Annotated in this window: 21 protein-coding genes; 11 read left to right on the forward strand and 10 right to left on the reverse strand. The window is 71.9% G+C overall.

The features are described from left to right. Positions 1-14: 14 nt before the first annotated feature. On the reverse strand, positions 15-641 hold the full coding sequence (locus tag IR212_RS14225; RefSeq protein ID WP_194396526.1) for an asparagine synthase: 627 nt from the start codon (positions 639-641) through the stop codon (positions 15-17). A 162-nt stretch (positions 642-803) separates the two neighbouring features. On the opposite strand from IR212_RS14225, the gene IR212_RS14230 reads away from it, so the two are divergent. Continuing rightward, positions 804-1,001 (forward strand): hypothetical protein, encoded by a 198-nt coding sequence (locus IR212_RS14230; RefSeq protein WP_194396527.1) that lies wholly within the window; start codon positions 804-806, stop codon positions 999-1,001. Between the two features lie 66 nt (positions 1,002-1,067). Here IR212_RS14230 and IR212_RS14235 read toward each other — a convergent pair whose 3' ends face one another. The 5 genes from IR212_RS14235 to IR212_RS14255 form a co-directional block, all read right to left on the reverse strand. Then, positions 1,068-2,012 (reverse strand): aldose 1-epimerase family protein, encoded by a 945-nt coding sequence (locus IR212_RS14235; RefSeq protein ID WP_194396528.1) that lies wholly within the window; start codon positions 2,010-2,012, stop codon positions 1,068-1,070. Between the two features lie 232 nt (positions 2,013-2,244). Then, positions 2,245-3,756, reverse strand: coding sequence for an L-arabinose isomerase (araA, locus tag IR212_RS14240; protein WP_194396529.1), 1,512 nt, complete (start codon positions 3,754-3,756; stop codon positions 2,245-2,247). A gap of 19 nt (positions 3,757-3,775) precedes the next feature. Next, positions 3,776-5,437 carry a xylulokinase gene (locus IR212_RS14245; RefSeq protein ID WP_194396530.1) on the reverse strand — a complete coding sequence of 554 codons (1,662 nt, stop codon included), beginning with the start codon at positions 5,435-5,437 and terminating at the stop codon, positions 3,776-3,778. Further along, the gene (locus IR212_RS14250; protein WP_194396531.1) at positions 5,434-6,204 is read right to left on the reverse strand and encodes an L-ribulose-5-phosphate 4-epimerase; all 771 of its coding nucleotides are present in this window, start codon (positions 6,202-6,204) and stop codon (positions 5,434-5,436) included. The genes IR212_RS14245 and IR212_RS14250 overlap by 4 nt, the downstream gene beginning before the upstream one ends. A 175-nt stretch (positions 6,205-6,379) precedes the next feature. Beyond that, on the reverse strand, positions 6,380-7,378 hold the full coding sequence (locus tag IR212_RS14255) for a LacI family DNA-binding transcriptional regulator (protein WP_194396532.1): 999 nt from the start codon (positions 7,376-7,378) through the stop codon (positions 6,380-6,382). A 280-nt stretch (positions 7,379-7,658) separates the two neighbouring features. On the opposite strand from IR212_RS14255, the gene IR212_RS14260 reads away from it, so the two are divergent. From IR212_RS14260 to IR212_RS14300, 9 genes are all read left to right on the forward strand, one after another. Further along, positions 7,659-8,654, forward strand: a complete 996-nt coding sequence (locus IR212_RS14260) for an ABC transporter substrate-binding protein (protein ID WP_194396533.1) — start codon at positions 7,659-7,661, stop codon at positions 8,652-8,654. Positions 8,655-8,764: 110 nt separating this feature from the next. Beyond that, positions 8,765-10,300, forward strand: a complete 1,536-nt coding sequence (locus tag IR212_RS14265; protein ID WP_194396534.1) for a sugar ABC transporter ATP-binding protein — start codon at positions 8,765-8,767, stop codon at positions 10,298-10,300. Continuing rightward, on the forward strand, positions 10,297-11,346 hold the full coding sequence (locus IR212_RS14270) for an ABC transporter permease (RefSeq protein WP_194396535.1): 1,050 nt from the start codon (positions 10,297-10,299) through the stop codon (positions 11,344-11,346). Before IR212_RS14265 ends, IR212_RS14270 begins: the two co-directional genes overlap by 4 nt. Next, positions 11,343-12,362, forward strand: a complete 1,020-nt coding sequence (locus IR212_RS14275) for an ABC transporter permease subunit (protein WP_194396536.1) — start codon at positions 11,343-11,345, stop codon at positions 12,360-12,362. Before IR212_RS14270 ends, IR212_RS14275 begins: the two co-directional genes overlap by 4 nt. Positions 12,363-12,422: 60 nt before the next feature. After that, complete coding sequence (locus IR212_RS14280) at positions 12,423-13,940, forward strand: sugar ABC transporter ATP-binding protein (RefSeq protein WP_194396537.1); 1,518 nt, start codon at positions 12,423-12,425, stop codon at positions 13,938-13,940. Next, positions 13,933-14,967 carry a LacI family DNA-binding transcriptional regulator gene (locus tag IR212_RS14285; RefSeq protein WP_194396538.1) on the forward strand — a complete coding sequence of 345 codons (1,035 nt, stop codon included), beginning with the start codon at positions 13,933-13,935 and terminating at the stop codon, positions 14,965-14,967. The genes IR212_RS14280 and IR212_RS14285 overlap by 8 nt, the downstream gene beginning before the upstream one ends. Positions 14,968-15,044: 77 nt before the next feature. Next, on the forward strand, positions 15,045-15,983 hold the full coding sequence (locus IR212_RS14290; RefSeq protein WP_194396539.1) for an oxygenase MpaB family protein: 939 nt from the start codon (positions 15,045-15,047) through the stop codon (positions 15,981-15,983). Positions 15,984-16,174: 191 nt separating this feature from the next. Next, positions 16,175-17,026: an NAD-dependent epimerase/dehydratase family protein gene (locus tag IR212_RS14295; protein ID WP_194396540.1), complete on the forward strand. Its 852-nt coding sequence runs from the start codon at positions 16,175-16,177 to the stop codon at positions 17,024-17,026. After that, positions 17,023-17,601, forward strand: coding sequence for a DnaJ family domain-containing protein (locus IR212_RS14300; RefSeq protein ID WP_194398694.1), 579 nt, complete (start codon positions 17,023-17,025; stop codon positions 17,599-17,601). The genes IR212_RS14295 and IR212_RS14300 overlap by 4 nt, the downstream gene beginning before the upstream one ends. Before the next feature lie 15 nt (positions 17,602-17,616). On the opposite strand, the gene IR212_RS14305 is transcribed toward IR212_RS14300, so the two are convergent. Then, a complete protein-coding gene (locus IR212_RS14305) occupies positions 17,617-17,907 on the reverse strand; it encodes a DUF4287 domain-containing protein (protein ID WP_194396541.1) in 291 nt (96 codons plus the stop codon). Between the two features lie 359 nt (positions 17,908-18,266). Here IR212_RS14305 and IR212_RS14310 point away from each other — a divergent pair, with 359 nt between their 5' ends. Then, positions 18,267-19,517, forward strand: a complete 1,251-nt coding sequence (locus IR212_RS14310; protein WP_194396542.1) for an MFS transporter — start codon at positions 18,267-18,269, stop codon at positions 19,515-19,517. Here IR212_RS14310 and IR212_RS14315 read toward each other — a convergent pair. The 3 genes from IR212_RS14315 to IR212_RS14325 form a co-directional block, all read right to left on the reverse strand. Then, positions 19,514-20,533, reverse strand: a complete 1,020-nt coding sequence (locus tag IR212_RS14315; protein WP_194396543.1) for a potassium channel family protein — start codon at positions 20,531-20,533, stop codon at positions 19,514-19,516. The two genes, IR212_RS14310 and IR212_RS14315, sit on opposite strands and share 4 nt — an antisense overlap. 126 nt (positions 20,534-20,659) lie before the next feature. Beyond that, a complete protein-coding gene (locus tag IR212_RS14320) occupies positions 20,660-21,724 on the reverse strand; it encodes a glycosyltransferase (protein ID WP_194396544.1) in 1,065 nt (354 codons plus the stop codon). 9 nt (positions 21,725-21,733) lie between these two features. Next, positions 21,734-22,069: a sugar ABC transporter ATPase gene (locus tag IR212_RS14325; protein ID WP_194396545.1), complete on the reverse strand. Its 336-nt coding sequence runs from the start codon at positions 22,067-22,069 to the stop codon at positions 21,734-21,736. Positions 22,070-22,116: the final 47 nt, after the last annotated feature.

Here is a 22,116-nt window from a genome sequence, read left to right on the forward strand (position 1 = left end):
CGCGGGCACCGCCGTCACGCGTCGAGTTCGCTGACGTCGATGCCCGAGATGCGCGGCGACGGCGTTGAGGTAGATGTCGGGGCCGAGGCATCCGTCCCCGCGTCGTGATGGCGCTTGTGGGCGGCCAGACGGGGAAGGTCGACGAGGCGGATCGACTGCATGCGCGCCGCCCGCATGCGGTCGTAGTCGGGGTCGAGGTCGGGACGCATGCCCTCCACACGCAGCCGGCGCTGCAGGTTCGCCTCGACGTCGCCCCACGCGGCGTCGCGCGCCTGCTCGATGAGGGTGCGCACCACGTGCGGGTCGTCGGCCATGCGACGCAGCTCGTGCGCGACGCCGGCGTACTGGCGGCCGCGCTTGCGCAGGTTGCGGGTGTCGCGGTCGCGGTAGTCGTGCGTGCCGTCCGGATCGGTGAACTTGCCCCACGCCTTCTTGCGCTGACGCTTGACGAGTTCAGCCGCCTCATCCTGCTCGTCGGCGAGCGCGACGAGCGTCTCGTGGGCGTACGGCGCGAAGCGCGCGACGTCGAACGGCTCGTCGTGGGCGATCGTCTCGACGAGGATGTGGTTGCGGATCGCCAGCCGAGCGGCGGCGGACGCGATGGACACCCCTTCGGCGATCGCCTCTGCGGTCTTGCCCATTGCGCCTCCCCTCAAGAGGCTAGCGTCCGCCGGATCGTTCGACCGCTCCCCTTCGAACACCAGCAGCGCCGCTAGCAATCCGTGCGCATGGAATCAAGACCCTCCCCGGGCTGCGAAGGCTCCCCGTAGCGTCGGAGTCATCCCTCACGAGAGGAGTGACCGATGGGGATCATGGACGACGCCAAGGAGACGGCTGAAGCCGTCGGCGAGAAGGTCAAGCGCGGGTGGGAAGACACCACGGACCGCATCGGCGACAAGGTCGACGAGATGAAGGCCGACGCAGAGGTTCGCAAGGCTGAGCGCGAGCGGGACTCGGTCAAGACGCGCAACGACATCAAGGAAGACCTGCGGGACAACTGACCCGCACCTGAAGAAGGCGGAGCCGCCCGGGGGGCCGGCTCCGCCTTCGCCATGTCGGCGGGATTCTCAGTCGATCGCGGCGATGCGCCACGAGGCGGTGACGGATGCGTCGGGCTCGATGACGATGAGACCCGCGTCGTAGTCGTACGACGGCGCGTTGAAGGCATCCGGCGCACACGTCATCGGCTCGACGGCCAGCCCGAGGCGGCTCTGCGCCGGGTCGGGCTTGTCGGCGGTGTGCACCTGGACCCACGGGCACGCGGCATCCCACGTCATCTGCACGCCCGAGCCCGCGGCATCCGTCACCCGCACCGTGGCCCAGCCGTCGGCGTCGCGCACGAGGCCGGAGTAGGCGTGGTCGAGCTCGACGCCGCCGATCGCCCGCGGCGAGCGGAAGTCGAAGCGCTGGGGATCGTCGGCGTCGACGGCGACGAGCTCGGTGGGGATGAGGCGGTCGGGGGTCACCGCGAGCACCTCAGCGGCCGGCAGCTCGAGCGTCCAGTCGTCCACGCGCCCGTCGCCCGCGACGAGGTACGGGTGCGGCCCGGTTCCCCACGGTGCCGGCTCCGCGCTCTCGTTCGACGCCGTGACGGACTGCGTGAGGCCGTCGGCCCCCAGCGAGAAGGTCGTCTTCACGATGAGGCGCCACGGGTAGAACGTCTGCGGCTGGATGACGGCGGCCAGCGTCACGTGGTCGGGTCCCTTGTCGACGGCCTCGAAGTCGAGCCAGGTCGCGAGGCCGTGCAGCGCGTGCGAGCGCGCGACCTCGGTGAGCGGCAGCTGGAAGTCGCGCCCGCCGAACGAGTAGGTGCCGTCGACGACGCGGTTGGGCCACGGTGCCAACGTCGCACCGCGATGCGACGGACGCACCTCGTCGGCCTCGAACGGCACCACGAGGTCGCGGCCGCTGTACGTCAGCGAGCGCAGCGTCGCACCGACGCTCGCGACGACGGCCTCGTAGTCGCCCGCGCGCAGCGCGTGCTGGGTTCCGGAAGCGGGGGGACGTGCCATGTGGGCTCCTTGGAAGTGGGCGGATGCCGCCACCCAGCGTAGCGGCGGGGTTCGGGGCGCTTCGAGCGGTTCGCGGCGCTTCGAGCCAGGGTTTCGCGGCGAGCCAGGGGTTTCGCGGCGAGCCAGGGGGTTTCGCGGCGAGCCAGGGGGTTTCGCGGCGAGACCGGTGACGACGTCACCGGTCTCGGCCGGTTCCCTCGGTCTCGACCACGCGGGGGGCGACGGCGCGGGCTCAGAGCCCCTGCGCGAGCCGGTAGTAGGCCTGGTTCCAGCGGAGCTCGCGCTGGAACCCGCGGAGCGTCGTGTCTTCGTCGATCACGACGAGCTCAGTGCCCGCGATGTCGGCGAAGTCGCGGAACACCTCGATGCCCACGGCTGTCGTCATGACGGTGTGGTGCGCCGCGCCGGCGGTGAGCCAGCACGCCGCGCTCGTCGCGAAGTCCGGCGCCGGCTTCCACACCGCCCGGCCGACAGGAAGCTGCGGGAGGTCGGGGGCGTCGACGTTCTCGACCACATTGGCGACGAGGCGGAAGCGGTCGCGCATGTCGCTCATCGCGACGACGAGCGCCGGCCCGGGGTCGGCGGTGAACACCAGGCGCACCGGGTCATCCTTGCCGCCGATGCCGAGCGGGTGCACCTCGAGGCGCGGCTTGGCGGTCGTGAGCGAGGGCGAGACCTCGAGCATGTGCGCGCCGAGGATCTTCTCGTCGCCCGCCACGAGGTCGTAGGTGTAGTCCTCCATGAGGCTCGCACCGCCGGGAAGGCCGGCGCCCATGACGTTGGCGACGCGCACCAGGATCGCCGTCTTCCAGTCGCCCTCGGCGCCGAAGCCGTAGCCCTCGGCCATCAGGCGCTGCACCGCGAGGCCGGGGAGCTGCTTCAGCGCGCCGAGATCCTCGAACGACGTCGTGAAGGCGCCGAAGCCGCCCTCCTCCAGGAACGAGCGCAGCCCGAGCTCGATCGCCGCGCCGTCGCGCAGCGACTGGTGGCGGTCGCCGCCCGGCCGCAGCTCGGGCGCGACGTCGTAGGCGTCGAGGTACTCGGCGACCAGTGCGTCGACGTCGGCGTCGGCTGCAGCCTCGACCGCAGCGACGAGCTCGTTCACGCCCCACGTGTTGACCTGCACGCCGAAGCGCAGCTCGGCCTCGGTCTTGTCGCCCTCGGTGACGGCGACGTAGCGCATGTTGTCGCCGAAGCGCGCGAGCTTGAGCGTGCGCGAGGCGGCCCACCCGGCCGCGGCCCGCTGCCAGTCCTCGACCTGCTGCCGCACCGCCGGGTTGGACACGTGGCCGACGACGGTCTTGCGGGCCACGCCCAGCCGCGTCTGGATGTACCCGAACTCGCGGTCGCCGTGCGCGGCCTGGTTGAGATTCATGAAGTCGAAGTCGATGTCGGCCCACGGCAGCTCGACGTTGGCCTGCGTGTGCAGGTGCAGGAGCGGCTTCTGCAGGGCGTCGAGGCCGGCGATCCACATCTTCGCGGGGCTGAACGTGTGCATCCATGCCACGACGCCGATGACCTCGTCGCGGGCGTTGACGTCCAGGGCGAGGCGCCGGATCGAGTCGGAGTCCTTCAGGACCGGCTTCCACACGACGTTGACGGGAAGGCCTTCCAGCCCGGCCGCGACGGTCTGCGACTGCTCAGCGACCTGGCGGAGGGTCTCCTCGCCGTAGAGCGTCTGGCTGCCCGTGACGAACCAGATCTCGTAGGCGTCGAGGGACGTGGACAGGGGTGTGCGGGGCATGAGGGGTCCTTCGGGGTTCTCAGAGGGCGGAGACGGCCGCGGCTTCCACGGCGAGGCCGGCGCGATAGCGGTCGAGGTAGGAGGCGAAGCCGGCGACGTCGGCGGGGTCCGGATCGGCGGTCGAGATGGCGGCGCCCGCGAAGACGCGCTCGCCGAGGTAGGAAGCCAGCGAGCGAGCGGATGCCTCCGCCGAGGCCGCCGGATGGAGTGGGCGCTTTGCGCCCGTATCGAGATCATCCGTCCCCGCCACTGCCCGCGCGTACGCGGCGAGCACGGCGATCCCCCATGCCCCGCCCTCGGAGGCGGTGTCGCCGACCGAGACGGGGGCGCCGAGCGCTCCCGCGAGGAAGCGCTGCGCGACACCGGCGGTCCGGAACATGCCGCCGTGCGCGAACAGCCGATCGAGTCGGACGCCCTCCTCGTCGAGCACCCGCATGCCCAGTGCGAGGGTGCCGAACACCCCGTACAGGTGCGCGCGCATCGTGTTCGCGAGCGTCAGGCGGCTGTCGGGAGTGCGCACGAAGAGCGGCCGGCCCTCGGTGAGGCCGGCGATCGGCTCACCGGCGAGATGGTTGTACGCGAGCAGCCCGCCCGCGTCGGGCTCCCCGGCCAGGGCCTGCGCGAAGAGCGTCTCGTAGACGAGATCGTCGGGGAGCGCGTGTCCGGCCGCCTCGGCGAACTGCGCGAACATCCCGGCCCAGGCGGCGAGCTCACTGGCGCCGTTGTTGCAGTGCACCATCGCCACCGCGTCGCCCGCGGGGGTCGTGACGAGGTCCAGCTCGTGATGCACCCGCTCGAGCGGGCGCTCGAGCACGACCATCGCGAAGATGCTCGTGCCGGCGCTGACGTTGCCGGTGCGGGGCGCCACCGCGTTGGTGGCGACCATGCCCGTGCCGGCGTCGCCTTCCGGCGGGCAGAACGGGATGCCGGGGCGCAGGGTGCCCGACGGATCGAGCAGCGCCGCGCCCTCCGTGGTCAGCTCCCCCGCCGCCTCGCCCGCGACGAGCACCTCAGGCAGCAGCTCGGCGACGCTGTCCACCGGGAGCCGGCCGGCGGCGAGAGCGTCGTAGCGCGCGAGCAGGTCGGCGTCGTAGCCGGCGGTCCCGGCGCCGATCGGGAACATGCCGGACGCGTCGCCGACGCCGAGCACCTTCTGGCCCGTCAGCTTCCAGTGCACGTAGCCGGCGAGCGTGGTGGCGAAGCGGACAGCGGGGACGTGGTCCTCGCCGTCGACGACGGCCTGGTGCAGATGCGCGATGGACCAGCGCAGCGGGATGTTCACCCCGAAGGCCTCGGTGAGCTCCGCGGCGGCCACGCCCGTGCTGGTGTTGCGCCACGTGCGGAACGGCACGAGCAGCTCCCCCTCCGCGTCGAACGCCAGGTAGCCGTGCATCATCGCCGAGACGCCGATCGCCCCGAAGGTCTCGGCCACGACGTCGTACCGCCGCTCCACGTCGGCGACGAGGTCGGCGTACGCGGCCTGAAGACCCGACCACACGTCGTCGAGCGAGTAGGTCCACACCCCCGACTCGTAGCGGTTCTCCCACGCGTGCGAGCCGACGGCGAGCACCGTGGCCGGGTCGTCCGCGTCGACGAGGCAGGCTTTGATGCGGGTCGAGCCGAGCTCGATCCCGAGCGCGGTGCGGCCCGCGCGGATCGCGTCGGCGGCGGCCGCCGTCATCGCCGGGCCTCCTCGCCGCGGCGCTCGTCCTCGTCACGGCGCTCGTCGGAGCTCTGTCCGTAGACGTTCTGGTAGCGGTCGTAGAGGCGGTCGATCGCGTCCTGCGGGATCGGGATCACCGGGCCGGCCTCCCGCGCGTAGTGCACGGTGCGGGCGACGTCCTCGACCATGACCGCGGCCTTGACCGCGTCCTTCGCCGAGACCCCGATGGTGAAGGGACCGTGGTTCTGCATCAGCACGGCGCGTGAGCGGTGGCCGGTGAGCGTCTCGACGATGCCGCGTCCGATCGAGTCGTCGCCGATGATCGCGAAGGGCCCGACCGGGATGGGACCGCCGAACTCGTCCGCCATCGCCGTGATGACGCACGGGATCTCCTCGCCGCGGGCTGCCCACGCCACCGCGAACGTCGAGTGGGTGTGCACCACTCCCCCGACCTCGGGCATGTGGCGGTAGACATAGGCGTGCGCGGCGGTGTCGCTGGACGGGCTGCGCTCGCTGCCGGGAGTGCCGGGCACGACGTTGCCGTCAAGGTCGCACAGGATCATGTTGTCGGGCGCCAGGTCGTCATACGAGACGCCGGAGGGCTTGATGACGAAGAGATCGGCGCCGGGGACGCGGCCCGAGACGTTCCCGCCGGTCCAGACCACGAGGCCGTAGCGGACGAGCTCGCCGTGGAGCCTCGCCACGTCGGCGCGGACGGCCGCGATGGCGGCCTCGACCTCCGGGCTGTATCGCGTCGCCGTCGCCGGGGAGTCAGGGCTGGTCACGGGGATCCTCCGTCGGGTCTCGTGTGAGAGAGGCGGGCCGGTTGGGCCTCCGGACGCCATGTTACCGGTAACAACCGCGATCCGCACCGGTGCCTTCACATCGGCGCCCGCCGCGTCGCGCGCTCAGGCCCATCGCCGGGGCGCTCATCGCGGCGCCCCGCGGCGCCCGGGGACCTCACCGAGGCGGCGCTGTGGACGCCCGCACGACGAGGCGCGGCGGGGCGACGCGAGGCGGAGACTCCCCCAGCACCTCGGCGACGACGCGGCGAGCCTCGCCGGTCAGGTCGATCCCGACCGTCGTGAGCGCGGGACGGTAGTAGGCGGCATCCGGGTTGTCGTCGAATCCCGCGACGCTCACGTCGCCGGGCACCTCCAGGCCTGCGCGCCGCATGCCGGCGATGAGCCCGAGTGCCATCTGGTCATTGGCGACCGCGACGGCGGTCGGACCGTCGGCCGACCGCACCGCCGCCGCAACGTCGCCCGCCAGCGCGTCGCCTGCAGCGGCGGTCCAATCGCCGGTCCACCGCGGCCCGGGCTCGACGCCCGCCGCGGCGAGCGCGCGCAGGGCGCCGGCTTCGCGCGAGCGGGCCTCGAGCCAGTCCTCGGGTCCGGCGAACCGCGCGATCCGGCGGTGGCCGAGCGTCACCAGGTGCGACACGGCGAGCTCGGCGCCCGCCTCCTGCGCCGCCGCGCCCGAGCCGGAGTGCAGCGCCGCCACGGCGATCCCGGCGTGCGCGTCCACCAGGGCGGGAAGCGTCGCGGCGTGCGGGGCGAGCACGATGAGGCCGTCGACGCCCTGGCCGAGGAGCCGGTCGGCCGCGTCGCGGACGGATGCCTCGTCCGAGGCATCCGCGTAGGCCGTCGCGATCCAGCGGCCCGAGCCGCGTGCCGCCGCCTCCAGCGCCGCGATGCCGACCGCCGGGCCGTACAGGGTCGCGTCGGAGGCGATGACGCCCAGGGTGCGGGTGGTGCGCGTGCCGAGCGCCCGCGCGGCGTTGTTGACGCGGTACCCGAGCGCGGCGATGGCCTGCTCGACGCGGTCCCGGGTCTCGGGTCGGATGTTCGGCTGCTGATTGAGGACGCGCGAGACGGTCTGCGTCGAGACCCCGGCCGCCCGGGCGACGTCGCGCACGCCCACCCGGGAGGTGGGCACTTCCCGTCGCGGCTCGCTCATCGCGCTCACCCTATCCGCCGGCGATGCGGCGATGGGATCATCCGCGTGCTGCAGGGCGGGCGTCGAGGCGGAATGTGATCCCTCACTCCGGCCGGCCTCACTTCCGTGAATCCGTGATCGAGAAGCCTGTTTCCCTCTCGCGTTACGAAGCTGTTACCGCTAACATCTTGCCATCGACCGGAATGTGAGGGCTAACATCTCCAGCGTCGGAGTCGCCGGGGAGCGGCTCGCATCACACAGAGCCGGCAGCGATGCCGGACCAGAACGAGGAGGTTTTGGAATGAGCAAGAAGAAGCTTCTCGCCGGGTTCGCGCTCCTGGGGGCACTGGCCCTCGCGGCGACCGGCTGCGCCAGCGGAGACGCCGACGCCGGCGACAGCGGCGACGCGAGCGGCGGTGACGAGGTCATCACCGTCGGGTTCGCCCAGACCGGCTCCGAGTCGGGGTGGCGGTCTGCCAACACCGAGTCGATGAAGGACGCGTTCTCGGCCGAGAACGGGTTCGAGCTGATCTTCAACGCGGCCGACAACGACACCGCCGCCCAGATCGCGGCCGTCCGCGACTTCATGAACCAGGGCGTCGACGCGATCGTCATCGCCCCGATCGTGGAGGACGGCTGGGACGACGTGCTGCAGGAGGCGGCGGATGCCGGCATCCCGGTGATCCTCGAGGACCGCACCGTCTCGGCGCCCGACGACCTCTACGCGAGCTGGGTGGGCCTGGACTTCAAGAAGGAAGGCGTCATGGCCGGCGAGTGGGCGGCCGAGACCTTCGGCGACACCCCCACGAAGATGGTCGTGCTCGAAGGCACGACGGGCTCCGCTCCCGCGAACGACCGCGCTGCCGGCTTCGACGAGGCCGTGGAAGGCACGGCGATCGAGAAGATCGACTCGCAGACCGGCGACTTCACCCGTGACGGCGGCAAGACCGTCATGGAGGGCTTCCTCCAGAAGTACGGCGTCGACGGCATCGACCTGGTCTACGCGCACAACGACGACATGGCGCTCGGTGCGATCGAGGCCATCGAGGCGGCCGGTGCCGAGCCGGGCGTCGACATCCAGATCGTCTCGATCGACGCCGTCAAGGACGGCATGCAGGCCCTGGTCGACGGGAAGATCAACTTCATCGTCGAGTGCAACCCGCTGCTCGGTGAGCTGGCGGCGGCCCTGGTGAAGGACGTGCTGGCCGGCGAAGAGGTCGAGAAGGAGGTCTACGTCGAGGACCAGACCTTCACGCAGGAGCAGGCCGCCGAGGTCATCGACAGCCGTCCCTACTGATCGTCATCGCATCGATCCTGTAACAAGGTAGGTCGAGAGCACGCCGCCGGGTGGCCCACGGGTCCCCGGCGGCGGTGCCGACGATGAAAGCCCGGAAAGGCAGCTGACCCATGTCCGCGGACACCGCAGTCCCGCCGGTCGTCGAGATGACCGGGATCACCATCCGCTTCCCCGGTGTGCTCGCACTGGACGGCGTCGACTTCTCGCTGCGCCCCGGCGAAGTCCACTCGCTCATGGGCGAGAACGGCGCCGGCAAGTCCACCCTCATCAAAGCCCTCACCGGCGTGTATCCGGTGGATGCGGGCGAGATCGTCGTCGGCGGTCGCCCGCGGCGATTCGCCAGCACGGCCGACGCGCAGGACGCCGGCATCTCGACCGTCTATCAGGAGGTCAACCTCTGCGCGAACCTGTCGGTGGGTGAGAACGTGATGCTCGGCCACGAGCCCCGCACCGCGACCGGCATCGACTGGAAGGCCGCGCATCGACGGGCCGCCGACCAGCTGGAGAGCCTGGGGCTGAACGTCGACACCCGCTCCGCGCTGTCGAGCCACTCCATCGCCATCCAGCAGCTCATCGCGATCGCTCGCGCCATGGTGCTCGACGCGAAGGTGCTGATCCTCGACGAGCCGACGTCGAGCCTCGACCGCGGCGAGGTCGAGCAGCTGTTCCGCGTCGTGCGCGAGCTGCGCGCGAAGGGCGTCGCGATCCTCTTCGTGAGCCACTTCCTCGACCAGATCTACGAGATCTCCGACCGCATCACGGTGCTGCGCAACGGGCGCCTCGTCGGCGAGTACGCGATCGACGAACTGCCCCGCGGCGAGCTCGTCAGCAAGATGATCGGCCGTGAGCTCGACGAGCTCGCGGCGCTGGCCACCGTCGCCGACCGGGCCATCGACCGCTCGGCGACGCCCGTGCTGCGGGCGAGCGGCGTGGGCAGGCGAGGCTCGCTCGAGCCGGTGGACGTCGAGGTGTACGAGGGCGAGGTCGTCGGCGTCGCGGGGCTGCTCGGGTCCGGGCGGACCGAGCTGGTGCGCCTGCTGTACGGCGCCGACCGGGCCGAGAGCGGCCGGATCGAGGTCAACGGCCGCCCCACGAGGCATCCGACGCCCCGTCACGCCATCGAGAACCGCATCGCGTTCTCATCCGAGAACCGGCGGGCCGAGGGCATCATCGCCGACCTGACGGTCGCCGAGAACATCGTGCTGGGCATCCAGGCGCGTCGCGGCGCCATGCGCAGGATTCCCAAGAGCGAGGCGGATGCCGTCGTCGCGGAGTACATCGCCGCCCTCGGGGTGCGCCCGGCCGACCCCGACATGCCGGCGGGCAACCTCTCCGGCGGCAACCAGCAGAAGGTGCTGCTGGCGCGGTGGCTGGCCACGGCGCCGGAGCTGATCGTCCTGGACGAGCCCACGCGCGGGATCGACGTCGGCGCCAAGGCCGACATCCAGCGCAAGGTCGCCGAGCTGAGCGGCCAGGGGCTGTCCGTGATCTTCATCTCCTCCGAGCTCGAGGAGGTGCTGCGCATCGCGCAGCGCATCGTCGTGATGCGCGACCGCCGCAAGATCGGCGAGCTCGACAGCAGCGAGGTCGATCTCGACGGACTCATCGAGTACATCGCCCACGAGACCGAGGAGAGCGCGGCATGAGAGCGATCATGAAGCACCGGCTGTTCTGGCCGGCCGCCGCACTGGTGATCCTGATCGCAGTCAACGCGATCGCCCGGCCCCAGTTCATCCTCGTGACGCTGCGGGACGGCGAGCTCTACGGCGCGCTCATCGACATCCTGCGCAACAGCGCGCCGCTGATGCTCGTGGCCCTCGGCATGACGATCGTGATCGCGACCCGCGGCATCGATCTCTCGGTCGGCGCCATCATGGCGGTCTCGGGCGCCGTCGCCCTCACGATCATCGATGCCTCCCCCGACCCCGGCAATCTCGCCACGGTCCTCGTCGCGCTCGTCGTGGCCCTCGCGGTGGCGCTGGTGCTGGGCGTGTGGAACGGGTTCCTCGTGGCGGTCGTCGGCATCCAGCCGATCATCGCCACCCTGGTGCTGATGCTGGCGGGACGCGGCGTCGCCCTCCTCATCACCGAGGGGTTCATCACGACCGTCAACAGCGAGCCGTACGAGTTCATCGCGACCGGCTACCTGCTCGCCGTTCCCTTCGCGTTCCTCATCTGGGTCGCGGCTGTGGTCGTGATCGGCCTGATGGAGCGGCGCACGGCGCTCGGCGTCCTCACCGAGGCGGTGGGCATCAACCCGGAGGCGAGCCGGCTGGCCGGCGTCCGCGCCCGCGGCATCGTGTTCAGCGCGTACGTCGTCAGCGGCCTCCTCGCCGGCATCGCCGGGATCATCTACAGCTCCAACATCCGCGCGGCGGACGCCAATGCGGCCGGCCTCTTCATCGAGCTCTACGCGATCCTCGCGGTGGTCCTCGGCGGCACGTCCCTCATGGGAGGCAAGTTCACGATCGCCGGCACCGTCATCGGCGTGCTCACCATCCAGACCCTGGAGGCGACCATCCTGTTCCTCGGTGTGCCCTCGGCGCAGAGCCCGGTGTTCTTCGCGATCGTCGTCATCGTCGTCGTGCTCGTGCAGTCCCCGCGCCTGCACCGGTGGGCCCGCGGGGCGCTGCGCGCGGCGCGCGCCCGCAGCAGATCGACCGCCGGTGACCGGACGGGGGTGGCGTCATGACCCGGAGCCTCGAGATGACGGCGCGCCGCACGACGGCCCCGTCGCGCTACGCCACCTTCATGAGCCGGCACGCGTCGCTCATGCCGACCTTCGCCGCCGTGGTGATCCTGCTCGTGCTGCTCGTCGGCGCGCAGTCCCGCTTCCCGCGTTTCCTCAGCCCGGGCAACCTCTCGGCGCTGCTCCTGGACAACGCCTACCTCGTCGTGCTCGCCGTGGGCCTGACCTTCGTGATCCTCACCGGCGGCATCGACCTGTCGGTCGGCTCGGTGATGGCCTTCACCGGCATCCTGGGGGCGAGCATGCTCTCGCAGGGGGTACCGGCGGCGGTCGCGATCCCCGTCATGCTGGTCGCCGGCGCCGCGATCGGCCTCTTGATCGGCGTCCTGGTGCAGTACTTCGACGTCCAGCCGTTCATCGCCTCCCTCGCAGGACTGTTCCTGGCGCGGGGCCTGGCGTTCGTGGTGAGCCTCTCGTCGATCCGCGTGGAGGACCCGGCGGTGCTGTGGCTGCAGCGCACGCGCTTCAGCCTCGGCGGCTGGTACATCACGCCGACCGGCATCATCGCGCTGCTCACGGTGGCCATCGCCTTCGTCGTGCTGCTGTGGACCCGCTTCGGACGCACCGTCTACGCGATCGGCGGCAACGAGCAGTCGGCGCGCCTGATGGGACTCAGCGTCGCCCGCACCAAGATCATCGTCTACGTGATCAGCGGGGTCTGCGGCGGCCTGGCCGGGCTGCTGCTGACCGCCTACTCCGGCGCCGGGTACCCCCGCAACGGCATCGGCACCGAGCTCGACGCGATCGCGGCGGTGGTCATCGGCGGCACCCTCCTCACCGGAGGCACCGGCTACGTGCTGGGATCGCTGATCGGCGTGCTGGTCTACGGCACGATCAAGAAGCTGATCTCGTTCATGGGCGCCGAGCAGGCCTGGACCCAGATCATCATCGGGGCGCTGCTGCTGATCTTCATCGTCGTGCAGCGGGTGATCGTCGCACGCTCGCAGCGACGAAGATAGCGAGGCGACACCACGTCCGTGCACAGCGGTCGCGCCCCTCTCCGTCGGGATAATGGCCTGATGGAAGAGGCGCGGCCGCTGCTGCAGCTCTCCGGGGCGACGGTGCGCTTCGGAGCGGATGCCGCGATCGACGGTGTCGACTTCCGACTGTTCCCCGGCGAGGTGCATTCGCTGATGGGCGAGAACGGCGCGGGCAAGTCGACGCTCATCAAGGCGATCACCGGTGCCCTCCCGCTGGATGCCGGTGTGCTGACGCTGGGTGGCGAGGTCATGCGCTTCAGCTCGCCGCACGATGCGCAGCGCGCCGGGATCTCGACCGTGTACCAGGAGATCGATCTCCTCCCCAACGTGTCGGTCGCCGAGAACATCGCCCTCGGCCGTGAGCCGCGGAGAGCGGGCGGGATCGACTGGCGGCGCGTGCGCCGCGACGCCCACGAGGCGCTCGCAGACCTCGGCCTCGACATCGATCCGGCATCGCGGCTCGGCACCCACTCGCTCGCGGTGCAGCAGCTGGTCGCGATCGCGCGCGCGATCTCCACCGACGTGCGGGTCCTCGTCCTCGACGAGCCGACGTCGAGTCTGGATCTCGACGAGGTCGCCGAGCTCTTCCGCGTCGTCCGCGACCTCAAGCAGCGCGGCGTCGCGATCCTCTTCGTGTCGCACTTCCTCGACCAGGTGTACGAGCTGTGCGATCGCGTCACCGTGCTCCGCGACGGCCGGTTCATCGGCGAGTACCTGACCCGGGAGCTCCTGCGCATCGACCTCGTGCAGGCGATGCTCGGACGCAGCGCCGCCGCCGCCCTCACCTCGACTCCACGGGCGGAGGGCGCGCTCGACGAGCGGCCGACGCTCACCGCACGGGCGGTGTCGGCCGGCCCGGGCATCCGTGATGCGGACGTCGACCTCCACGAGGGCGATGTGCTGGGCGTTGCCGGGCTGCTCGGCTCGGGGCGCACCGAGCTGGCTCGGGCGATCACCGGGATCGACCGGATCGACAGCGGCGTCATCCGGATCGAGGGGACCGGCAAGGCGCCCACCGGCGCCCGCTCGGCGATCTCGCTCGGCGTGGTGTACTCCTCCGAGAACCGCCGGTCGGAGGGCATCATCAGCGAGCTGAGCGTGCTCGACAACATCACGCTCGCCCTGCAGGCCGACCGCGGCATGATGCGGCGCATCCCCCCGGCCCGGCAGCGCGAGCTCGCGGCGAGCTGGGTCGAGGCGCTCGACATCCGGCCGCCCGATCTCGACCGCCCCGCCGGGACGCTGTCGGGCGGCAACCAGCAGAAGGTGCTGCTCGCGCGCCTGCTGGCCCTGTCGCCGCGGGTGCTCGTGCTCGACGAGCCGACGCGCGGGATCGACGTCGGTGCGAAGGTCGAGATCCAGAACCTCGTCGGCGAGATGGCGGCCAACGGGCTGTCGGTGATGTTCATCTCGGCGGAGCTCGAGGAGGTCCTCCGCGTCGGCCACCGGGTGGCCATCCTGCGTGACGGGCGCATCGTCGACACGCTGCCGTCGGACTCCCTGACCGTCGACTCGCTGCTGGCGCTCGTCGCGCGACCGGAAGAGCTCGATGACTGACCCGCGGACGACGGCCGACGACGGATCGACGCGGGCCGCGAACATCTTCGACGTCGCCCGCCTCGCGGGCGTCTCGCACCAGACCGTCTCGCGGGTCATCAACGATCTGCCGAACGTGCGACCGGCGACCCGCGCGCGCGTCGAGCAGGCGATCGCCCAGCTGCGCTACAGCCCCTCGCCTGCCGCCCGGGCTCTCGTCACGCGACGCACCCGCACCATCGGCCTCGTCACGCCCGGCGTGCCGGACTACGGTCCGACATCCATCGCGACGCACTTCAACTTCGCCGCGCGCGCGGCCCGCTACAGCGTCGACACGGTCAGCGCCGTCGACCCCGACCCGGCTGCGATCAAGGGCGTGGTCGAGGGCCTGCTGCGCCAGCGCGTCGACGCGATCGTGCTGATCGTCGTCGACATCGGCGTGCTGGAGGTGGTGCGGGGGCTCGACCTCAGCATCCCGCTGGTGGCAGCGACGTCCGCCGCCCGGCGCAGCCCGCACATCGTCTCGATCGACCAGTACCGCGGGGCGCGGTCCGCCGTGCGCCACCTCGCCGAGCTCGGCCACACGCGGATCCTGCACCTCGCGGGGCCCACCCGCGCGCCCGATGCGCTGGAGCGCATCCGCGGCTGGCGGGACGAGCTCGCCGAGCGCCGGCTCGAGATCCTCGAGCCCCGGCACGGCGACTGGTCGGCCGCCAGCGGGCATCGCGTGGGGCTGGACCTCGACGTCGCCGCGGGATCGGCGGTGTTCGTGGGCAACGACCACATGTCGATCGGCCTCATGTCGGCGCTCCGCGAGCGCGGGCTGCGGGTCCCCGAGGACGTGAGCGTCGTGGGGTTCGACGATGTGCCGGAGGCGGGATACCTCTACCCGCCGTTGACCACGGTCCGACAGGACTTCGGCACACTGGGCGAGCTGATCATGCAGAAGGTGCTGCTCGCCGTCGAGGAGCCCGACAGCATCACCGAGGACACCCCGATCCCCACGCACCTCATCGTCCGGGAGTCCACGCGCGCTCCGTCCGCGTGAACCGCGGGAGCGCAGTGCGCGAGGCGGAATCGTCCGCGCCGCGCCGAGTGCCCTCGGGCGGATGGCACGCTGGAGCCATGCGCGCACGCTTCAAGGACACCGGCCGCTCCACGCTGCGCGCGCGACTGCTGACCGCACTGTCGGGTGATCCCGACGGCACGCCCGGGTGGGTGCGGGCCCTCGCCGACGGCGACGACGCCGGCTGGTTCGCCGACGGCGGGCCGGTGTGGACGGTGCACGCGGGGACGGGGACCTTCGTCGCCGGCATCCGTGCCCTTCTCATCCAGGCCCTGCACCCGGGGGCGATGGCGGGCGTCCACGACTTCTCGCGGTACCGCGACGACCCGATCGGCCGGCTCACCGGGACCGTGCGGTGGATCATCTGCGTCACGTACGGCTCCACCGCGCAGGCGTCGCGCGAGACGGCCCGGGTCGCGCGGCTGCACCAGCGCGTGCGGGGATCATACGAATCGGCGTCGGGGCGGCGGGAGTACTCGGCCGCCGACGCCGACCTCGTCGACTGGGTGCACCTGGCCTTCACCGAGGCCTTCCTCGGTGCGCACGAGCGCTGGGGCGGACCGATCCCCGGCGGACCCGACGCGTACGTCCGCGAGTGGGCGCAGGCCGGCCGGCTGATGGGCCTGGAGCAGCCCCCGCTCACCGAGGCCGAGCTGCACGCGCGCATGGACGGCTACCTGGCGGCCGGCGAGCTTCGCCGCGACGACCGGGTCGACGACGTGGTCCGCTTCCTCCGCCGCGCGCCGTTCACCGGCGTCATGCGGGTGGCGTACCGTGTGCTCTTCGCCGCTGCGGTGGCAAGCCTCCCCGTGCGGTACCGGCGGCTGCTTGGGCTGCGTCGCACCCCGCTCCCTGTCGTGACGCTGACCCGCGTCGTGCTCGCGGTGTCGGCCAGGGCGCTCGCGCGCGGCCCCCGCGCCCAGGACTTCGCGCGGGACCGGCTGCGCAGGCTCGCGGCCGGCGGCTCGCCGGCGGAGGTCGCCGCCGCGCCGACCTGAGCCCGCCCTACGCCGCCCGCACCGTGCCATGACTCCGCCCGGCGTCGGCCCGCCCCCGGATCGCGGCGCGGATTCATGCGGTCCCGAAGGCTCGCACATCCCGCGCTGGCGGAGTTGCGGCACGCCACGCGGCCCCTGCTGAGCTCGGCGATGACGGCCCTCCCTGACCGCCGCCGTGGCACGCTGGAGGCATGCGCATCGCCGTCACCGGCTCGTCCGGAAAACTGGGAACCGTCGTCGCCCGCGAGCTGCGGGCGGCCGGCTTCGAGGTCATCGGCCTCGATGTGGTCGGCGACCGCGGTCCCGGTTTCGTGCAGGTCGACCTGACGGACTACGGCCAGGTCGTCGACGCCCTCTCGGCGGTGAACGACCGCCACGACGGGTTCGACGCGGTCGTGCACCTGGGCGCGATCCCGGCTCCCGGCATCCGCTCCGACGTGGCGACGTTCCACAACAACATGACGGCGAGCTTCAACGTGTTCTGGGCGGCGGTGAGGCTCGGCATCCGTCGCATCGTGTACGCCTCGAGCGAGACCGTGCTGGGCCTGCCGTTCGACGTTCCGCCGCCGTACATCCCGGTCGACGAGGAGTACCCGCCCCGCCCCGAGTCGGTGTACTCGCTCGTCAAGACGCTCGAGGAGCGCATGGCGGTCGAGCTGGTGCGCTGGCATCCCGATCTGTCGATCACCGGTCTGCGCTTCTCGAACGTGATGGTCCCCGAGGACTACGCCGAGTTCCCGTCGTTCGACGACGACGCGACGAAGCGCAAGTGGAACCTCTGGGGCTACATCGACGCCCGCGACGGTGCCCAGGCCGTGCGCCGCGCCTTGGAGGTCGCCCCCACGGGCTTCGAGACGTACATCATCGCCGCGGCCGACACGGTGATGTCGCGGCCCAACGGCGAACTCGTCGCCGAGGTGTTCCCCGGCGTGCAGACGCGCGGGTTCGGCGACCACGACACGCTGCTCTCGATCGACAAGGCCCGCCGCATCCTCGGCTACGAGCCGGAGCACTCGTGGCGGGACCACGTCCCGGGCTCATGAACGACGACCCGCGCCTCGCTGCCGCCCGCTACCGGGCGGCGCGCGACGGCGAGGCCGCCGAAGCGGAGACGGATGCCGCCGGGCCGCCGTCGCGGGCCGCGCAGGCGTATTCGGCGGCCGACCGCGCCGCCGTGGTCGAGACCGCGATCCAGCAGGCGATGCGCCGCGGCGACTTCGACGACCTGCCGGGCGCCGGCAAGCCGATCCCGGGGCTCGGCGAGAGCCACGACCCGGACTGGTGGATCCGCCGCAAGATCGAGACTGAGAACCTCACCGGGCTGGGCCCGCCCGCCCTGATGCTCCGGGTCGAGAACCTCGAGCTCGGCGATCGACTCGACGAGCTCGCCCGTGAGCAGGACGTGCGCGAGACCGTCGAGGACTTCAACCGCCGCGTCATCGAGGCGCGGCGGCAGCTGCTCGGCGGCCCGCCGGTCGTCACCCCGGTGCGCGACGTCGAGACGGAGGTCGCCGCGTGGGCAGAGCGCCGGCAGGCGCGGCTCGTAGCGCAGCAGGAGGGGACGGATGCCTCCCCCGCGCGACGTCGCCCGTGGTGGCGCCGGCGGGGGCGCGAGTAGGGGTCCGGCGGCGCGTCAGGCGTTCGGGTTCGTGGCCCTGCCGTCGAGCCAGAGCGTGTTCGAAGGGTCGGAGTGCGTCGAGTCCGTGCCGACGTGCTTGTCACCGATCTGTGGACCCTTGGTGATGACGTGGACCAGCGCCATCGCATGGCCGCGCCCCAGCCCGTAGTCGTCCGCAAGCCACTGGATGATCGGCGTCGCCTTCGTCGTCTCGCCGAATCCCTTCTCGCGTGCCTTCTCGATGAACTGGCGGGGCGTGAGCCCGGTCTTCTCCTCGATGTTGTCGAGGTATGCCTGGAATGACATTCGTGCAGTCCTTTCAGCGTCCGGTCGGGATGTCGAGCACTCCGGGAGCATCCTGCCACTCCTTGGATGATGCGGTCGGCGCGGCGCTCTGACCCCGCCTCGCCCCGGCATCGAGCGCACGGGATCGCGCCGAGGGAACGGCTTGTTCGCGCAGGCAACCCGTGCACTGGTCGAGAAGCCGTGCAGTCGCGGGAAGTGCGCCCCGGCGCAGCCCCGCGACAGAGCGCGCAGGCGCCGCACAGGCGGGCTCCGGTAGACTGGCACCGCCCATTTCGATGTGCATCTACCTGACCGCGTCCTCTGCGCGGAGCAAGGCGGCACGATGCGCCGCCGCCGGCGGCTTGCGAGCCTGGAGAGAGATGCACACGACCCTGGTCGAGACCGACACGATCGCGCGTGCGGCGATCCGCCGCCCGAGCCTCATCCGCGAAGCCGGCTACGCCTACTTCCCGGTCGCGCTGATCGCCCGCCTCCCCTTCGCGATGATGGTCGTGGGCATCCTCACGCTCGTCGTGTCGGCGCGCGGCTCGCTCGCGCTCGGCGGCGTCACCAGCGCCATGACCGGTCTCGGCACAGCGCTGGTCGGCCCGCTCCTCGGCGCCGCCGCCGACCGGTTCGGGCAGCGCCGCGTGCTGCTGATCGCGGGCACCGCCAACAGCGTGCTGCTCGTGGCGATGGCGTGGCTGGCCTTCGCGCCGGTTCCGGATGCCGCGCTCCTGGCCGTCGCGTTCTTCATCGGCGCGTCGATGCCCCAGGTCGCGCCGCTGTCGCGCAGCCGCCTGGTGGCCATCATCGGGCGGGCCTATCCGCGTGACCGCCGCACGAGGATCGTCAACGGGGCCATGGCGTACGAGTCCGCCGCCGACGAGATCGTCTTCGTGTTCGGTCCGGTGATCGTCGGCCTCCTCGCCACGACGATGACGCCCGCGGCACCGGTCATCGGCGCCGCGCTGCTCGCCCTGGTGTTCGTCACCGCGTTCGCGCTGCACCCGACGGCTGCGAGCGGCACAGCGCACGGGAACGCCGAGCGCCCGGTGCAAGCCCCCGTCGGGGAGCTTCTGCGCGTGCGGGTGCTCGCACCCGTCGCGGGTGCCCTCGGGATGGGGCTCTTCTTCGGGGCGATGCTCACCTCCCTCACCGCCTTCATGGCCGAGCGCGGCGTGCCCGAGCAGGCCGGGCTCGTGTACGGCGCGATGGGCATCGGATCGGCCGCGCTCGCCCTCGGCGTGACCCTCTTCCCTGCGCGCTTCTCGCTCCGCGCGCGGTGGCTGACCTTCGCGGGGCTCCTCGTCGCCGGCGCGGCCGCGCTGCCGTTCGTCGACTCCGTCACCGGGATGGCGCTGTGCCTGCTGGTGATCGGCGTCGGCATCGGGCCGACGCTCGTCACGCAGTACAGCCTCGCCGCCGCCTTCAGCCCACGCGGCCGGTCCGCCACCGTCATGACGATGCTCGGCTCGGGGATCGTGGTCGGCCAGTCCGCGGCATCCGCTCTCACCGGCATCGTCGCCGACGCGGCCGGAGCGCCCGTCGCCCTCGTCGCGCCCGCCCTCGCGGCGGCCCTCGTGCTCGGCGCCGGCATCGTGAACGCGGTCGCGCGGCGCGAGAGCTAGGGCGTCGCGCCGGCGAGCAGCCTCTTGATCTCGGCCATCGTCTGCTCCGACTGCGCGAGGAGCTCGTGCAGTCGCTGCGTGGCGTCGTCGCTCGCGCGCGCGGTCGTGGTCGGGCCCGCCGCGGTGACATCCGCCCCGGCCGTCGACGTCACCGCGACGCCCGCGTCGACGGCACCGGACACCGCACCGGCGGCGACGCCCTTCGCCGCGTGCGAGGCCAGGGAAGGTGTCGCCGCTTCGGGGGCCGTCTCGCCTTCGACGTCACTGACCGCCAGAGCCTGGGCATCCGCCTCGGCGTTCTCGTCCGCCGCCTTGCGCGGCCCGAGGAAGAGGTTGGCGAGGTACCCCGTGAAGGTGCCGAAGATGCCGACGCCCACGATGATGATCAGCGCCCCGATCAGGCGTCCGGCGTTGGTCACGGGGAACCGATCGCCGTAGCCCACCGTCGAGATGGTGACGAGCGTGTACCAGAGCGCGTCCGAGGCTGTGGTGATGTTCGCGCCGTCGGCGTCCTCCTCGACGGCCAGCACCGAGATGCTGCCGAACTGGAGCACCAGCACCCCCATGAGCAGGAGGGTCATCAGGGCGCTGTTCGCGCGGTCCTTCACCAGCGTCGTCCAGACGGTCCTCGGACCGAGCTCGCGCAGCAGCCGGAAGACGCGCAGCAGACGGAACAGCCGCAGGATCTTGAACTGCGGGAACGGGAGGCTCGCCAGCAGGTCGGCCCAGCCGAAGCCGCGGAAGAAGTACCGGCCGGCCGACGGCGCCGTCGTGATCCGGTAGATGAAGTCGCCGAGGAAGATCGCGCTGAACAGCGCGTTCATCACCGACAGCACGAGTTCGAGCGCGGCGTCCCCCGCGACCAGGTACACCAGCACCAGGTTCACGATCGAGAGGATCGACAGCGCACCGATGAAGATCTCGTACGCGGTGTTCTTGAGCTCCGCCCGTGCGGCGGCACGCGCCTGCGCGCGCGCCCGGGACCGTTCGCGGATCTGGGAGAGAGGCCGGGCCATGACGACTCCTCGGATCGGGTCACGCCGGACGCCCTCCGGCTGAGCCCCCATTGTCCTCGCTCAGCGGCGGGCGGCGCGAGCGTCACGCCGCACTGAAGCCGCCTGCCCAGCGCCGGCGGCGCAGCCTTACGGCACCGGGGCGCCGATCGTGGTCGCGGCGTTCCCGCCCGTCGGCGCGTGCGGGTGGGCTGCGGCGGCACGACGTCGCCGCAGCGCCGCGGCGGCGCGCCGGGTGGCGTCGACGGTCTCGGTGAGCACGTCGTCCCACCGCGCCAGGAACGCCGGCAGGCCGTAGTGGGTGAGCGCGTGCGTGCGCGCCCGGGCGCCGACGTCCCTCGCCCACTCCGGCTCGTGGAGGAAGGTCCGCACCGCACGCCGCAGCTCGTCGACGTCCGTCGATGCCACGCCGGCGTCGGGCGGCACGGCGCGACCGGCCTCGGTCGTCGCGAGAGCGGCCACCGGCATCCCCAGATGCATCGCCTCCAGCAGCGAAAGGCCGAGGGAGGTCCAGCGGAACGGATGGACGTACACGCGCCGGCGCGCCAGCTCGGCGTGCAGCAGCCGGGGCGGCAGGCTCTCCGCGGGGTGGATGTCGGTGTGACCCGGGAATGCATCCGCCAGCCGCCCCGCGTCGATCCCGAACACGTCGACCGGCGCTTCCCGCGTGAACTGCGGCAGCAGATCGGTGCCCGTCGCCCGCCACCGCCGCACCGGCTCGTTGACCACGACCCCGATGCGCGGCAGCTCCCCGGTGTAGAGCGGCCCGGGGTCGGGCACGCCGTGCTCGACCACGGTCGTGCGGGCGTTCCCGCTGTCCCAGAACAGCCGGTTGAAGTGCGTCACGTGAGCGATCGGGATCCTGCGCTGATCGGCGAGCGGATGCCTCGTGGCGAAGGCGGACGGGCCGGGAGTGTTGTGCTCCAGGTACACCGCGGGCACATCCCTGCCCGGCACGCGGCCGGTCAGCTGCTCCACCAGCGCGAGCTCCTCCGGGCGCTGGAGGACGACGATGTCGATGTCCTCCTCGCCGAGCGCGTGGAGCGGGACAGCCCGGGCGTGCTCCCACCCCCAGCATCCGACGCCGTCGTCCTCCCCCGGCCCGTCGCCGGGCACCGCGAGAAGGTACTCGTGGGCGCCGCGGACGAAGGCGTCGGTGTAGCCGCCGTGGATGGGCCAGAGGAGGACCCGCACGTCGAGGGCCTAGTAGTCCTCGGGGGCGAGGTCGCCCTGCCCGCTCTCGCCCAGCTCGGCGATCTCAGGAGACATGTCCTGCGTCTCGGGCTGGAGGCCCTCCGACGGCAGGTCGAGGCGTGGCACCTGGTCCTCGTCCGACGGCAGGTGCGCGGGGTCGTCGCCGGTGGCGGTCGCCGCGTCGTCGTCGAAGTCGTCAGTCTGCCCGTTCGTGCGGTCCCACTCGGCCTGCGCCGGGTCGAGGGTGGGATCGGGTTCGATCGAGGTGTCCTGGTCGCGCAGCGGCTGCACGCCGGTCAGCCCGTCAGGGGCGCGGGGGATGTCATCGGGAAGGTTGTCGGACATGGGTGTTCGTGTCCTCTCTCTCAGGAGAAGCCACCGTACGAAGGTCC

This window comes from Microbacterium atlanticum (genome assembly GCF_015277815.1).
In the GTDB taxonomy this organism is placed as follows: Bacteria; Actinomycetota; Actinomycetes; order Actinomycetales; family Microbacteriaceae; genus Microbacterium; species Microbacterium atlanticum.